At 45.5% G+C, this 14,179-nt stretch carries 13 protein-coding genes; 3 read left to right on the top strand and 10 right to left on the bottom strand.

Translation table 11 applies throughout. From position 1 onward, the window contains the following. Window positions 1-115 precede the first annotated feature (115 nt). The 9 genes from mnhG to B0I27_RS08120 form a co-directional block, all read right to left on the bottom strand. The gene (gene mnhG / locus B0I27_RS08160; protein WP_106292745.1) at window positions 116-529 is read right to left on the bottom strand and encodes a monovalent cation/H(+) antiporter subunit G; all 414 of its coding nucleotides are present in this window, start codon (window positions 527-529) and stop codon (window positions 116-118) included. A gap of 1 nt (window position 530) precedes the next feature. Further along, window positions 531-797 carry a monovalent cation/H+ antiporter complex subunit F gene (locus B0I27_RS08155; protein ID WP_106292744.1) on the bottom strand — a complete coding sequence of 89 codons (267 nt, stop codon included), beginning with the start codon at window positions 795-797 and terminating at the stop codon, window positions 531-533. Further along, window positions 794-1,252: a Na+/H+ antiporter subunit E gene (locus tag B0I27_RS08150; protein ID WP_281260337.1), complete on the bottom strand. Its 459-nt coding sequence runs from the start codon at window positions 1,250-1,252 to the stop codon at window positions 794-796. The genes B0I27_RS08155 and B0I27_RS08150 overlap by 4 nt, the downstream gene beginning before the upstream one ends. Before the next feature lie 24 nt (window positions 1,253-1,276). Next, a complete protein-coding gene (locus tag B0I27_RS08145) occupies window positions 1,277-2,779 on the bottom strand; it encodes a proton-conducting transporter transmembrane domain-containing protein (protein WP_106292742.1) in 1,503 nt (500 codons plus the stop codon). Beyond that, a complete protein-coding gene (locus B0I27_RS08140) occupies window positions 2,776-3,132 on the bottom strand; it encodes a Na+/H+ antiporter subunit C (RefSeq protein WP_106292741.1) in 357 nt (118 codons plus the stop codon). Before B0I27_RS08140 ends, B0I27_RS08145 begins: the two co-directional genes overlap by 4 nt. Window position 3,133: 1 nt before the next feature. Further along, a complete protein-coding gene (locus B0I27_RS08135) occupies window positions 3,134-3,547 on the bottom strand; it encodes a Na+/H+ antiporter subunit B (RefSeq protein ID WP_106292740.1) in 414 nt (137 codons plus the stop codon). Between the two features lie 2 nt (window positions 3,548-3,549). After that, entirely contained in the window at window positions 3,550-5,865 is a 2,316-nt protein-coding gene (locus B0I27_RS08130; RefSeq protein WP_106292739.1) for a putative monovalent cation/H+ antiporter subunit A, read from the bottom strand. Window positions 5,866-6,058: 193 nt separating this feature from the next. After that, window positions 6,059-6,457 carry a nuclear transport factor 2 family protein gene (locus B0I27_RS08125; RefSeq protein ID WP_181276719.1) on the bottom strand — a complete coding sequence of 133 codons (399 nt, stop codon included), beginning with the start codon at window positions 6,455-6,457 and terminating at the stop codon, window positions 6,059-6,061. A gap of 240 nt (window positions 6,458-6,697) precedes the next feature. After that, window positions 6,698-7,360, bottom strand: coding sequence for a hypothetical protein (locus B0I27_RS08120; protein ID WP_106292737.1), 663 nt, complete (start codon window positions 7,358-7,360; stop codon window positions 6,698-6,700). Window positions 7,361-7,656: 296 nt separating this feature from the next. On the opposite strand from B0I27_RS08120, the gene B0I27_RS08115 reads away from it, so the two are divergent. Beyond that, a complete protein-coding gene (locus tag B0I27_RS08115; RefSeq protein ID WP_106292736.1) occupies window positions 7,657-8,694 on the top strand; it encodes an aldo/keto reductase in 1,038 nt (345 codons plus the stop codon). A gap of 174 nt (window positions 8,695-8,868) precedes the next feature. On the opposite strand, the gene B0I27_RS08110 is transcribed toward B0I27_RS08115, so the two are convergent. Then, window positions 8,869-9,504, bottom strand: coding sequence for a DUF4468 domain-containing protein (locus tag B0I27_RS08110; protein WP_106292735.1), 636 nt, complete (start codon window positions 9,502-9,504; stop codon window positions 8,869-8,871). Between the two features lie 164 nt (window positions 9,505-9,668). On the opposite strand from B0I27_RS08110, the gene B0I27_RS08105 reads away from it, so the two are divergent. Together B0I27_RS08105 and B0I27_RS08100 are read left to right on the top strand one after the other, a co-directional pair. Further along, a complete protein-coding gene (locus tag B0I27_RS08105) occupies window positions 9,669-11,702 on the top strand; it encodes a M13 family metallopeptidase (protein ID WP_106292734.1) in 2,034 nt (677 codons plus the stop codon). Between the two features lie 75 nt (window positions 11,703-11,777). Beyond that, on the top strand, window positions 11,778-14,141 hold the full coding sequence (locus B0I27_RS08100; RefSeq protein ID WP_106292733.1) for a glycoside hydrolase family 127 protein: 2,364 nt from the start codon (window positions 11,778-11,780) through the stop codon (window positions 14,139-14,141). Window positions 14,142-14,179 lie beyond the last annotated feature (38 nt).

The raw sequence follows: 14,179 nt of genomic DNA, 5'->3' as shown, positions 1-14,179 counted from the left end.
AAGTTTGTGTAATCCTGTACATTATCGCTCAAATTGCAGAAGAGGGAAGGCTAGACGTCTTCCCATTTTTTTTTGCTGGTTGTTCATCTTTATCTTTCCTATTAGAAGCCTGGCCTTACTCCGAATCATCCTCTTTAGAGCGCCGTACCTCGGCCGCCGCGGCCGCTTCCTTATTCGCATCTTCCAGCATACCCGCACGCTGTTTCTTATAGTCTTCGTCCAGCTCATCGAGAAGCGTTCCTTCCCAGGTAGGTGTACCCGAGTGATAGGCAGTACGCCCGATCATGTGGGCAGCGACCGGAGCAGTTAGGATGAGGAAAAAGACAATCGCCATTGCCCGGGTTGTTACCGAAACATCCGGAAAGAAGAATGCCGCGCAGGCCAGCAACAGTCCTACACCAAGAGTAGCTGCCTTCACCGTAACAGAGAGCCTTAAATAAAAGTCGGGCATGCGTACGATACCTATAGAAGCAAATAGGATAGAAAGAGCCCCTATGGTGCTAAAAATGCAGATTAGAGTATTTGTCATATTATTTTTTCTTATCTAAATAAAAGGCAAAGGCAATCGTTCCTAAAAATGCGATAAGGGCAAGTATCATTGCAACATCGAGAAACAGGGCCTGTTCCGAACGTATGCTGTAAGCAGTGATGAATCCAATTCCTATAGTAATGATCAGATCAAGGGCGATGACACGGTCGACCACTTCCGGCCCCTTAAACAGCCGATAAAAAACCAAAATTACAGATACCGTCAGCAGCGGAAAAATTACATAATCGAAATATAGGTCCAACGTCATCTTAGTACTTCTAATAATCGTTTTTCAAAACCATTCTGTATCTGTGTTATAAAATCGTCCTTACTCTTAAGGTACATCACGTGGATAAAAAGCGACTTTCTGTCTTCGCTGATGTCCAGTATAAGCGTGCCCGGGGTCATGGATATAACCGTGGAAAGCAGATGTATTTCCAGATCTGTTTTCGCTTCCATAGGAAAGCGTACTATGCCTGGCTTTGAGAAATGCCTGGGTGTAATAACATCATAGGCTACATGGATATTTGCCATGATCATCTCATACAGGAAATAGAAAACAAAGCCGATCGTTTTCGGCACCCGATAAAAATACCGCTGATCAACTTCATTTCTGTTCATGATCCAAAGGATAAAAAAGCCCAGTAAGAATCCGAATAGGAAATTTGAATAGTACATTGACCCTGTGAGTGCTACCCAGATAAAACTCAACAGAAGATTCATTAAAAATAGTTTAATCATATTGTGTTAATTACCCAGTACTGCTTGTATGTATGGAGTGGTATCTAACATCTCCGTCGATATTCTGTCAGCAACCTGTATGATGATTTCCGCGTTTAGTCCAGTGTACAGCGTCGTTGCCGCAAGTATTCCAATCGGGAGCACCAACAACATTTTTTTAAATGGTTTAAGCGGCTTGAAACTGTCTGTGACGATCTCTTCCGCCGGATCATTTTTCCAGAAAACCTCCGACCAAAGCCTCGCAATCACGTATAGCGTTATAAAGCTTCCAATGATAACGCTCAATACGAAAGCATAATTGTTGGCGGAGAATCCTGCTTCGATGAGATAAATCTTGGGCCAGAAGCCAGACAAAGGAGGGATGCCCGCAAGCGAAAATAGCACCACTGCAATAAGCAATGAAATCTTCGGATAATGTGCATAAAGTCCACCTAGCTTCTCCATGTTCATTGTCCCCCGAAGTTGTCGTATCAATCCGGCGATCAGGAAAAGGTTGGTTTTCACAATCATATCGTGTATAAGATAGAAAACGGCACCCAACAGTGCTACTTTAGTATATAGACCCAATCCGCCGATTATAAAACCGATGTGGCAGACGATGAGATAGGAAAACAGACGGCGGATATTATTTTTTATAATCGCCCCGAAGGCTCCCGTAAGTATTGTCAGAATTCCCATTACAATGAACAGCGTTTTCATGAACTCATCAGGTGTAAAGACGAGTGTGAAAACCCGGAACAGCGCATAGATACCAACCTTGGTTAATAATCCCCCAAACGTAGCTGCAACTGCTGAGGGGGGCGTGTGGTAGGACGAAGGTAGCCAGAAATATAGCGGAAATACGGCGGACTTAATACCGAACCCAATAAGGAAGAACATCGCAGTCAGGTTGACAATCGACTGGTTCTCTACCTCAGGTATTTTAAGCGCAAGATCAGCCATATTCAATGAGCCGGTGATTCCATATAGGAGTCCCACACCTGTTAAAAAGAAAGTGGACGCAAGGATATTCATCGCCATGTACTTAACAGCACCTTCTAGTTGGGCTTTTCGGCCCCCGAGTGTTAAAAGCACAAAAGAGGCGATAATGACCACCTCAAACCAGACGTAGAGGTTAAAAATGTCACCCGTCAGAAACGCTCCATTCAAGCCCATGACCAGGAAATGAAATATCGGGAAGTAGCCATAAAGCATTCTCGCCCTTCCAACACCCGTAGCCGAAAATATGGAGACGGCAAGCGCCGCGATAGAGGTCAGCAACACCATGGTAGCGCTCAGCATGTCAGCTACGAAGACGATCCCGAAAGGCGCTTCCCAGTTTGAGGCATTCATGGTCAGAATACTGCCGGTATAAACTTTAGTAAATAGATTTGCTGCAAACAGGAAGCCCGTTAGCGTCCCCGCGATACTCAGGATTCGCTGCGTAACCGTCTTCCTCCAAAAAGCCAATTGAAGCAGGGCCGTAAAAAGATGAACCAGTACTGTTGCAATAATTTGATTGTCGATCATATATCTTCTTCTTCCGGGGTGTTTAAGTCATCGAGATCATCAGATCCAATTAATGCGTATACTCGCTTCAATAAAACAATCGCGAAGGACGTCAGACCAAAGCTTATCACAATAGCCGTCAGTATCAGTGCCTGTGGTATGGGGTCTGCATATATGTCGGCAAACACCTTCAGGTCGGCATCAATAATAGGCGGTTTGCCTTTGGTGATATTTCCGAGGAGAAAAATGAGGATATTGGTGCCATTCCCCAGCAGCATGATCCCCAGCAGGAGGCGTACCATGCTCCTTCTCAGGATAAAGTAAACTCCTGCAGCGTATAAGACACCGATTAACATCACTAATAGTAACTCCATATTAATGTGTATATAATGAAATGGTAAATAAAATGGTGAGTACCACCCCTATAACCACCAGGTAGACTCCCAGATCGAAGAACAATGCCGAGCCGATCATGCCAATTACCGGTATAGGTTGGTCAAACCATAAGCCCGTCATTACGGGAAGGCCGAATAAAACCGGGGCAAACATGGCCGCACTGGCGATCATCAATCCTATAGGGATCAACGTCAGCGGTTTGTACCAAAGAAGTTTCATCGTGTTATCCGTCCCATAAGCAAAGCTGTGGAGTACAAAAGCTATTGACGCTACGAGTCCTCCAACGAAGCCTCCCCCGGGATGATAATGCCCTCTCAACAACAGAAAAGCAGAAAATAAAAGTAATATAGGCAGCAAGTACTTTGCCGCTGTTTGTAATATCGGACTTCTCATAACTATTCTTTTTCAGATGATTTCAATCTCAACTTCAACAGACTATACACGCCAAGGGCCGCGATACTCAGTACCACAATCTCAAACATGGTATCAAACCCTCTGAAATCTACCAGGATCACATTTACCACGTTTTTGCCTTTTGCCAGCTCATACGCATACTTGCCATAATAATTGCTGATATCAATCGATGTGGGCTGCTGCAAAACTTTGATTGCGATAATAGATAAAATGACACCGAAGCTGATCGCTACAAAAGCATCCCTCACAACGGTAGCTTTATTGTTTGTCGAGAAGTTAAGAAACGAAGGGAGATTGAACAGAACGAAGACGAATAAAACCACTGTTAATGTGTCAATCGTGAATTGTGTAATTGCCAGGTCAGGCGCGCTATAGAATACAAACATCAAACAGATGGCGTAACCAATAACACTGGTTCCTACAACGGCCGTTAAGCGCGAAGAGGTTGTTACTGTCATAATCACCGCGCCGATAAGGATGAAGACGTTAGCGGCTTCATAAAAGGTTATGGGCGATAACTGACTGTAATCGATGAAGATAGGGCCACCAATAAGCAGCTCATATAGAAGAAGTATTTCTGCGAATACAATGATCTTGAGGAGATAGGATCTCAGGAAACCGTTGTGGAACAAATTGGTATATCTTTCAGAAAACGATACAAAGAAATGTGAGATATCGCCAAATACAGCTTGAGGAGATAAGCGGTTAAAGCGCTCCAATAGTTGCAGCGATCCGGCTCGCGGTTTATTGAGCAGGTATAAAACTGCGCCCACTACAAGCGTTCCTATGCTGAGCAGAAGAACCAGATTGAAGCCGTGCCAAATCTTCAACTCTACAGCGGCGGGCATTCCCGTCATTCCGTTGAGGACTGCTGTGACGACATATTTGCCGAGAATTCCAGGAAAAAATCCCAGAATGAATCCAAGAATCCCCAGAACGAGAGGGGGTATCCACATCGTGGCATGAGGCAGATGAACTTTCTCAAAAGCCGGATTCAGTTTTCCGGTGAATGGTCGTATACCCGCCATGAAGCCTGCTGCGACCAGACATATATTGGTCAGGATCGCTGCTGCTGTAAGATACATGGACACCGTGGCGTCTGCATGCAAGGTTGCTTCGTAAATAAGGTCCTTGCCAATAAATCCAACCGAAAGGGGTAAGCCGGCACTGGAAAGAGCAGCCAGCAAGCCGGCAATGAATACCGGAACCAGAACAGCACGAAGTCCGGATAACTTTGTCAGGTCCCTGGTGCCTGTTTCATGATCTATTATACCTGTAACCAAAAATAGGGTTGCTTTATAAAGTGCGTGCACCACGATGAACGTGCAGGCCGCAATAAGAGCTTCTTCAGATCCCATACCTATCAGGAAGGTCAGTATACCCAACGCAGAAATTGTGGAGTAGGCTAAGACGCCTTTAAGGTCTATGCGGAATAAGGAATGGAATGCAGCGTAAATCATCGTAAATCCGCCCACGGCCATCAACGTCCATGACCACGCATCTGTGCCTCCAAGAACCGGTGTAAACCTTGCCAGAAGGAATATACCGGCTTTAACCATGGTAGCGGAGTGAAGATAAGCTGAAACCGGGGTTGGGGCTTTCATCGCCCCCGGCAGCCAAAAGTGAAAGGGAAACTGGGCAGATTTGGTAAAGGCACCGACAAATACCAGTGCGATTATGATCGGGTAGTATTGATGGTCTGTGATGACTTGTGCAGACTCAACCAGCTTACCTATGGAATAAGTACCGGCAACCTGACTCATCAAAATCAACCCGGCCAGCAGGAAGAATCCACCGAGGCCAGTGATGCTCAGTGCTGTTATTGCACTCTTGCGGGATTCCGAATTGTCGTTATTAAAACCAATAAGGAAGAAGGAGCTGATACTGGTAAGCTCCCAGAATACAAAAAGAAGTAAAATATTGTCTGAGAGCACGACGCCCAGCATAGCTGACATAAAAAGGCATAGATAACCTAGAAAGCGGTCCTGGTAAACGTGCCCCTTCAGATAAGAACTGGCGTATATAAAAATAATGGATCCGATGCCTGTGATGAGTAAAGAAAACAACAGCGACAATCCATTTAAACTAAAATCAAAGTTAACGGAAAGTGAGGGAACCCATCTATGGCTTTCAACGATCGTATTCCCCTGACTGATAAACGGTATATGTCCCGCAAAGTACATGAACAAAGCGAGAGGCAACACCGCAAGGGACAGACTCCACTTCGAACGGAAAAACTTTCCGAATGGAATTAAGAGACACGATGTAATTAATCCTGACAGTACAATTAATAGCATTTAAACTTGTTTGTTTTGTAGAAGAAGCTTCCAAATTAGCAAGAATTATCAGATTTTCTCTGTTTTTTCCGTATTCACGGACCCAATTCTTTAAAATTGTTACTTCCGCTACGCAACAATAAATGTGTTTCGGACGCCGAAATAAGAGATCATGCGACGCTGTGAAACTGCTTTCGCATGATCTTATTTCGGGTCATTCATTTATAAACGATGTGGAGACATTAGTGATCTTCCAGCCTTTTTTGGTGTTCGCCAGCGACAATAAATTTACCTTTAAAAATGTGTCATACGTCATGGTGATTTTAACTACCGCCTGAGAAGCATCCATTTCAATTATCTTAAAATCGGTCGAACAATTTTGTCGGACGCCTTCGCTGCTTTTCATCCAGTTCAATGTTTCATAGCGACTAAACTTAACGATCCTCTCGCCCTGTGTTAATGTAAATTTGGCGTCACTCTCCAGTACCGAGGCCAGATCACTGACTTTACCCAGCGTCACCGCGTCAATATATGTCTTCACGGTATAGTCCATCCTGAGCTTTTCGCTACTTTTTTCGTCCTCTGCGAATGCGCTTACTGAGATTGCTGCCATCAGTATTACTGTTAAAATTCTTAAAGATTTCATTGCCTTAGTTTTTGAGTTTATCTGTTTTGTTTGTTTAATGACTCAAAAGTATAGGCTGAAGGCTTCCGGTAAAATGGTTAATAGGCCAACTATGGGCGTTTTTCGGTAAACCACCGGATGCTGTCGGTAAACAGTCAGAAATACTCACGACATAAAAAAAGGCCCTTTAAAGGGCCTTTTTAAATAAAATATAAAATTCCTATTCCGTTATGGAGTGGGAGGAACAGTAGTTCCTGATCCAGAGCCGCTACTACCCGCTCCTGTACCTGTACCTGTACCTGTACCTGTGCCAGTTCTGATACCAGTGCCAGTTCCAGTATCAGTTCCTATTCCGGTACCAGGCGTGGTAGTAGTTCCAGTACCCGTACCCGATCCCGGAGCTGTAGTCGTACCAGTTCCGTTACCCGAAGAAGGTGATGTCCCGGTTCCCGGAGATGGCATAGTTCCTGTATTTGGTTGAGGATAGCTGTTTGTGCCGGTACGCGTTTCAGGAAAAGTAGAAGTTCCGACACCTGGAGAAGTAGTAGTACCAGTACCCACCCCTGTTCCTGGAGAAGTGGTTGTGCTTCCCGATCCAACTTCTGCCCCAGAGCCTGGAATAACTCCCATTCCGCTTCCTACTCCCGTCTCGGTACTCACCCCGGGCGACGAGGTTGCACCGCTGGTGTCAACCCCTGAGTTGGTGCCAGTGCCTGTGGTGGACTTGTCCGACTTTTTCTTCTTGCCCGACTTGGATTTGCCTGTGTCAGTCTGGTTGGTTCCTACAGTCGATCCCTGGTTATTGGTTCCGGTCGTACCCGTTTGGGCGAATCCTTCGCTAAAAACAAAACATGTTAAGGCGAAGCTCAATAATACACACACTTTTTTCATAATATTTCTCTTTTGGTAGATGAGATTAATAATAGTTATCGTACAATCGATGTGCCGCTGATCGAATCCGATAAAATGCGCGCAAACTTGTTACAATACTTACAAATAACTAGGGGATTTCTTTTTTGGGGAAGGAATCAATGGAGCTGGCCCAGTGTATCTGATTATAGACACTATGTTGGATTTGTGAACACTTCTACGCAGGAAATATCGACTAATCAAGCGCTTATGTCAGGAAGAATAGGGTCAAACAAATCGCCTTATCAGCCGTATTGTTATTCAAATCAGATATCAATATGGAATATAGACAACTCAGCAATTCCGGGTTGCGTTTGCCTGTTCTGAGCTTCGGAACGGCAACTTTTGGGGGAGGAAATGAATTTTTTAAAACTTGGGGTGATACGCAAGTCAAGGAAGCCAGCCATATGCTTAATTTATGCCTGGACGCAGGGGTCAATCTTTTTGACACCGCAAACACTTATTCAAATGGCCTGGCCGAGGAAATTCTCGGTAAGGCCGCCAGGGGCTTGCGCGATAAACTGCTCATCTCCACGAAAGCTACATTTCCAACTTCCGAAGCCGTACATGACTACGGTTCTTCCAGACATCATCTTATAAAAGCTTGCGAAGATAGTTTGCGGAGATTGGATAGCGACTATATCGATATCTATCATATGCACGGCTTTGATGCCAATACTCCCGTAGAAGAAACACTGAAAACACTCGATATGCTTATCCAAAGCGGTAAGGTAAGATACATCGCCTGTTCAAACTTTTCAGGCTGGCATCTCATGAAGTCACTTTCTGTTTCTGAGCGCTACGGCTGGTCGAAATACTGCGCGCACCAGGCATATTACTCCTTATTAAACCGCGATTTCGAATGGGAGCTTATGTCTTTGGGAGTCGATCAGGGAGTAGATACCATCGTTTGGAGCCCTTTGGCGAGCGGACTTCTTAGCGGAAAGTATCGCCGCAATCAGGCTCTTCCCAAGGATTCCCGTGTCACTCAAGGCGGAAGTCCTGTCTCCAGCGGAACAATTAATTACGATCGTTTATATGACATCGTGGAGGTGATGGACGAACTCTCGGAAGAAACCGGTAAGTCGCATTCTCAGATAGCGCTTAACTGGCTATTGCAACGGCCAACAGTTTCAAGTGTGATCATTGGGGCTAGGGACGAAACGCAGCTAAAGGAAAACCTGGGATCCATAGGCTGGAACCTGAGCGAAGATCAGGTTAAACGGCTCGACAGGGTAAGCGATGCTTTCCCGGCATACCCATACTGGCATCAACGGCAATACGGCATACTAAACGCTGCACCTGATCTATACTAGCTTGTGGTCTGGGTATGGTTACGTAGTGGGTGATGCCAGGGTGAGGCCGCAGTGATGCCACGTTGAGGCCACCTTTTTCCGGAAAGACCTGGCCTCAACGTGGCATCACTGTGGCTACATGGCGGCTACACCTAGAACCTGGTCAGCAGCAGACCTCACCGTGACTAGCAGCAATTACCAGTCGTCCTTTTTTACAGGATTAGCAGCGTTTGTCATAAAGCTTTTGACGGACGAAACGGTTGCTTTAGCAAATTTGTCGGCGGTGGTCAGGATAGTCTTGGCAGAAAACAGCTGTGTCCGCTCTAAAGATGTCAGTTTACTGAAAGTATAGGAGTCCGGAACCTGATTGTAATATTTTTCGATCGCATGGGTGGACGAAGGAAGGTAAGAGTTGCCCACTCTGGCGGCAATATTCTCAATGGTGAAAGAGCTCAGTATCATTCTGTAGCGGCCTTCTTTAATATTGAACTCCATTTTCATGTTTTGGTAATACTTTTTAGGAACGAGAACGCCTAAAGTTTTTACACTGTATTTTTCTTCGGTGGATCCTTCGACGATAATCGTTCCTGCATCTTTGTCCTGAAGCTTAATGACGCCGGTATCGTTCTTGAACGCTTCCGAGATCCACGCAAGTGCTTGATTATAAAGTTGATCTTTTGTGGCGTTTGGAACTTCTCCGACCAAAGTATAGGATACTTTCCTGTCGTCGTTCAACGGGATGCTTTTCTTATTGAAGGGTAAATCGCTGTCCTGAGCGTTCACGATACTGAAAAGACAAATTGATAGAGATAAGAGAAAGAAATGTTTCATGGCTATTATTAAAGGGGGCAAAAATAGTAAAATCTCGCGGGCTGGCCGGTTTATCCGGCGGGCAGACGGGAACGAATGGGATAATAAGGAGAATTAACGGTGTGGGGATTCGCTTATTGCTAAAAAAAATGTAAATTTCTGCGGTCATTTAATCAGACGATAGTATGTTTTTAAGGAATCTTTCTTGCGTAGCGATGGGTGTGGCACTTATTTCGCTTGGAGCGTGTAACACTGAAAAGCCGAGCAGTGCACAAAAATTCATCGATGTGTCCAGTTTGGATTCTTCGGTCGCCCCCGGAGACAATTTTTTTAAATATGTAAACGGCAAGTGGCTGAAGACTGCGGTCATTCCTCCAACGCAGACGAGTACCGGTTCCTTTGATGAGCTATACAATAAGACCAAGGCTAATATCAAAAAGCTTCTTGAGGAGGCGGCAAATGCGCGTGCCGACAAAGGATCAGTCGAACAGAAAGTTGGCGATTTCTATGCCTCAGGAATGGATTCGGTTGCGATCGAAGGCTTGGGATATCAGCCCATCGAACCGTATCTCAAAAAAATAGAAGCGATCCGGAATGTACAGCAGTTGCTGCGTTTTGAGGCAGAAATGGATAAACAGCAGTCTGCCATTTTCACAGGATTGTATATCGGTCCTGATGAAAAAAACAGCTCCACCAATATCTTAAGCCTGTATCAATCGGGACTTGGATTGCCTGACCGCGATTATTATTTCAGAAACGATGCGGAAACGAAATCCATCCAGGACGCTTATAAGAAATGTATATCGCAGATGTTCGTTTTAACCGGTACCACCGATTCTATTGCAACGGAACAGGCCGAATCGGTTTACAAATTCGAAACGGAGCTGGCAAAGAGTCATCGCGTAAATGTTGATCTGCGTAACCCCCAGATAAACTACAACAAGACGTCGGTGGCAGATCTCGATAAAAAATTACCCTTGTTCAAATTTGGCTCTTACCTGAAGAATCTGGGGACCAGTACTGATTCAATCAATATTGGTCAGCCGGCTTACTATGATAAGGTAAATGAATTGTTGAAGACAGCACCTCTTGATACCTGGAAGCTATACATGAAGGCTCACGTCATCCGCGGTGCGGCGTCAGCCTTGAGCTCGCCTTTTGTAAATGCGGGCTTTGAATACAGTAAAGCGATTTCCGGACAAAAGCAGATCAAGCCGAGATGGGAGCGGATTTACAGAAGTTCTGATGCTAACCTCGGCGAGTTGCTGGGCCAGCTTTATGTTAAGAAGCATTTTTCTAAGGATGCGAAAGAGAGAATGCTGGATCTTATCGATAATCTGGAGAAGGCTTTTGATACCAGGATTGGCCAGGTGGACTGGATGAGCGACACTACCAAGAAGGTTGCAAAGGAGAAGTTGCATGCTATCATTAAGAAGATCGGCTATCCCGACAAATGGAGAGATTATAGCAAAGTAGAGATAGACAGGGCTAAGTACTTTGAAAATATAGTGTCATGCAGTAAGGCTGACTTTGAGTATCATATGGCTAAGGTTGACAAACCTGTTGACAAGGATGAGTGGGGCATGACCCCTCCAACCATTAATGCCTATTACAACCCTACGATTAATGAGATCGTATTTCCGGCAGGGATTTTACAGTTTCCATTCTTCGATCTTAGTGCTGATGATGCTGTGAATTACGGAGCGATAGGGATGGTTATCGGTCATGAAATGACTCATGGTTTTGATGACCAGGGTTCGCAATATGACAAGTCGGGTAACCTGAAGAACTGGTGGGCTCCATCGGACAACAAAAGATTCAAAGAGAAATCAAAGCAGGTTATCGATCTGTACAATAGTTTCTTGGTGATCGATTCGATGCGCATCAACGGGGCGCTGACTACCGGCGAGAATATGGCCGATATCGGTGGTATTGCGATTGCCTACGATGCGTTTAAGCTGACGAAGCAGGGAAAGGATACGACCAAGATAGACGGACTGAGCCCTGATCAGCGATTTTTTATCGCTTATGCCCAATCATGGAAGGATAAAATGGAAGATAAATCGTTAAGACTTCAGCTAAGTACAGATCCGCACTCGCCAGCCGAGTACAGGGTTAACGTTCCACTGATGAACTTTACACCATTTTATAAAGCGTTCAATGTACGCGAAGGGCAGAAGCTTTTCTTGCCTGAAGATAAGAGAATTAAAATCTGGTAATACACACTTAATCGTTTAGGCGCCAGGCTCCGGTCTGCCGCCGAACGATTTTATATTAATAACAAACTAACCATAATGAACAAGAATTTCGTCAACTTAATATTTTCTGTTGCCTTATTAAGTCCCGCTTTTGCTCAGGAGAAGCCGTTAAAAGCTTTCCCGCTTTCTGCAGTTCGTCTAACCGAAAGTCCTTTCTATAACGCTCAACAAACAGATATGGCCTATATTCTGGCTATGGATCCTGACCGCTTGCTGGCTCCCTACCTGCGGGAATCCGGCTTGAAACCTCTGGCGGCAAGTTATGGAAACTGGGAGAACACGGGTCTAGACGGACATATAGGAGGCCATTATATCAGCGCGCTGGCGGATATGTATGCCAGCACGGGAGACAAGGAGATTCTGAGACGGTTAAATTATATGGTCGACTGGCTGGACAAATGCCAGCAACAAAATGGTGACGGCTATGTATCGGGTGTTCCCGGCGGCCGCGCGATGTGGAAAGACATAGCAGCAGGAAAAATCAAGGCGGCAAGCTTTTCATTAAACGATAAGTGGGTGCCCTGGTATAATATTCATAAAACATATGCCGGGCTGAAGGATGCGTATCTAATAGGCGGCAACGAGAAAGCCAGGGGGATGCTATTGAAGCTATCGGACTGGTGTTTGAATCTCGTGTCGGGATTAAGCGATACGCAGATTCAGGATATGCTTCGTTCCGAGCATGGAGGGATGAACGAAATCTTCGCTGATGTATATGAGTTTACCGGTGACAAAAAATATCTTACTCTGGCGCGCCGTTTTTCAGATATGGCCATCCTGACTCCATTGCTGAACAAGCAGGACAAGTTGAACGGGATGCATGCGAACACTCAGATCCCCAAGGTTATCGGTTATATGCGGGTTGCACAGGTAGCCGGAGATGACTCCTGGCGGGATGCTTCTCGTTTCTTCTGGGAGACAGTAGTTAATAACCGGACGGTATCGATTGGCGGCAATAGTGTGAGTGAGCACTTCAACCCCTCAGGCGATTTTTCTTCGATGATTGAGTCGAAAGAAGGCCCGGAGACCTGCAATACATATAATATGTTAAAGCTCAGTAAAGAGCTGTTTTTGAATGACCGTTCGGGCAAGTACCTGGATTTTTACGAACGGGCTTTATATAATCATATCCTTTCATCGCAGCACCCGGATAAGGGGGGCTTTGTTTATTTCACGAGTATGAGACCGAATCATTACCGTGTATACTCAGAACCTCAGGAAGGGTTCTGGTGCTGTGTGGGTTCAGGGCTTGAAAATCATGCAAAATATGGCGATGTTATTTATGCTCATGACGATCAGAGCCTCTTCGTAAACTTGTTTATACCTTCCACTTTAAACTGGAAGGAAAGGAAGCTCAGCCTAACGCAGCGCACCAAATTTCCTTATGAGGAGCAGACCGAGATTTTAGTAAAAGTGGCACGTCCTCAGGAGTTTGCACTGAAAATACGGGTTCCAAAATGGGTTCAGGGTGGATCTATGAAGGTTCTTGTAAATAACAAGGCGGTTGATGTTCAGCATCAGGAGTCGGGGTATGTATCTGTAAAAAGACGCTGGAAGACTGGTGATGTGGTGAATGTTCATCTCCCGATGGAGACCAGGGCGGAGCAACTCCCTGACGGATCTCCATGGGTTTCCTTTGTACACGGTCCGGTGGTTCTCGCAGCTGCTACACAAACAGCCGACCTGCCCGGCCTGAGGGCAGATGGCAGCCGTATGGGACATGTCGCCAATGGACCCTTGTATCCTCTGGATGAAGCGCCTTTCGTGGTTTCGAACTTAGCCTCAGCCGCGGGTGCTCTAAAGCCCGTTGATGGTAAGCCACTTTATTTTACCGCTTCAGACATTATTTCAGATGAAAAATACCGCAATCTCCAGCTTAAGCCATTCCATGAAGTACACGACGCCAGATATATCGTTTACTGGCCGATCGCTTCGCCGGACGCGCTCGGGGAGATGAAAGCAACTTTGAAAGGTTCAGAGGCGCGAAAAATGGAGACGGACAAGAGAACGGTCGACAGAATAAACCCCGGACAGCAACAGCCGGAGTCTGATCACGGTTTTAAGAGCGAAAACTCGGAGATGGGCATTCAGAGCAACAGGCACTTCAGGAACGCAACCGGCTGGTTTAGCTATGACCTGAAGAATCCGGCAAAGGATGCGCGCAGCCTTCGTTTGACCTACTACGGGAAAGATACCAACAGGGCGTTCGATATCTATCTGAACGATGTTAAGCTGGCATCTGAGACTTTCGGGGGTGAAAAGGGGGACAGGTTCTTCGACGTCGATTACGAAATTCCAGAGGCTGTAATTCGTCAGGGTAAGGATAAATTGACTCTTCGGTTTGAAGCAAAGAGCGGTTCCAGAACGGCGGACATTTACTTCGTCAGGCTGCTTCGGTAAATGGTAATATTCACTTAATCAGGAGGTAAATACTCGTT

It is taken from the genome of Arcticibacter pallidicorallinus (assembly GCF_003002875.1).
Classification (GTDB): Bacteria; Bacteroidota; Bacteroidia; order Sphingobacteriales; family Sphingobacteriaceae; genus Arcticibacter; species Arcticibacter pallidicorallinus.
The sequence above is the reverse complement of the archived record's forward strand: the minus strand, read 5'-3'. Positions and strand labels throughout refer to the sequence as shown.

Bases quoted from the DNA above. Each gene is read 5' to 3' on its own strand.
- B0I27_RS08130 (WP_106292739.1), bottom strand. From the start codon at position 5,865: ATGCTATTAATTGTACTGTCAGGATTAATTACATCGTGTCTCTTAATT.
- B0I27_RS08140 (WP_106292741.1), bottom strand. From the start codon at position 3,132: ATGGAGTTACTATTAGTGATGTTAATCGGTGTCTTATACGCTGCAGGA.
- B0I27_RS08125 (WP_181276719.1), bottom strand. From the start codon at position 6,457: ATGGCAGCAATCTCAGTAAGCGCATTCGCAGAGGACGAAAAAAGTAGC.
- B0I27_RS08150 (WP_281260337.1), bottom strand. From the start codon at position 1,252: ATGAATCTTCTGTTGAGTTTTATCTGGGTAGCACTCACAGGGTCAATG.
- B0I27_RS08100 (WP_106292733.1), top strand. From the start codon at position 11,778: ATGAACAAGAATTTCGTCAACTTAATATTTTCTGTTGCCTTATTAAGT.
- B0I27_RS08115 (WP_106292736.1), top strand. From the start codon at position 7,657: ATGGAATATAGACAACTCAGCAATTCCGGGTTGCGTTTGCCTGTTCTG.
- B0I27_RS08135 (WP_106292740.1), bottom strand. From the start codon at position 3,547: ATGAGAAGTCCGATATTACAAACAGCGGCAAAGTACTTGCTGCCTATA.
- mnhG (WP_106292745.1), bottom strand. From the start codon at position 529: ATGACAAATACTCTAATCTGCATTTTTAGCACCATAGGGGCTCTTTCT.
- B0I27_RS08105 (WP_106292734.1), top strand. From the start codon at position 9,669: ATGTTTTTAAGGAATCTTTCTTGCGTAGCGATGGGTGTGGCACTTATT.
- B0I27_RS08120 (WP_106292737.1), bottom strand. From the start codon at position 7,360: ATGAAAAAAGTGTGTGTATTATTGAGCTTCGCCTTAACATGTTTTGTT.
- B0I27_RS08110 (WP_106292735.1), bottom strand. From the start codon at position 9,504: ATGAAACATTTCTTTCTCTTATCTCTATCAATTTGTCTTTTCAGTATC.
- B0I27_RS08145 (WP_106292742.1), bottom strand. From the start codon at position 2,779: ATGATCGACAATCAAATTATTGCAACAGTACTGGTTCATCTTTTTACG.
- B0I27_RS08155 (WP_106292744.1), bottom strand. From the start codon at position 797: ATGACGTTGGACCTATATTTCGATTATGTAATTTTTCCGCTGCTGACG.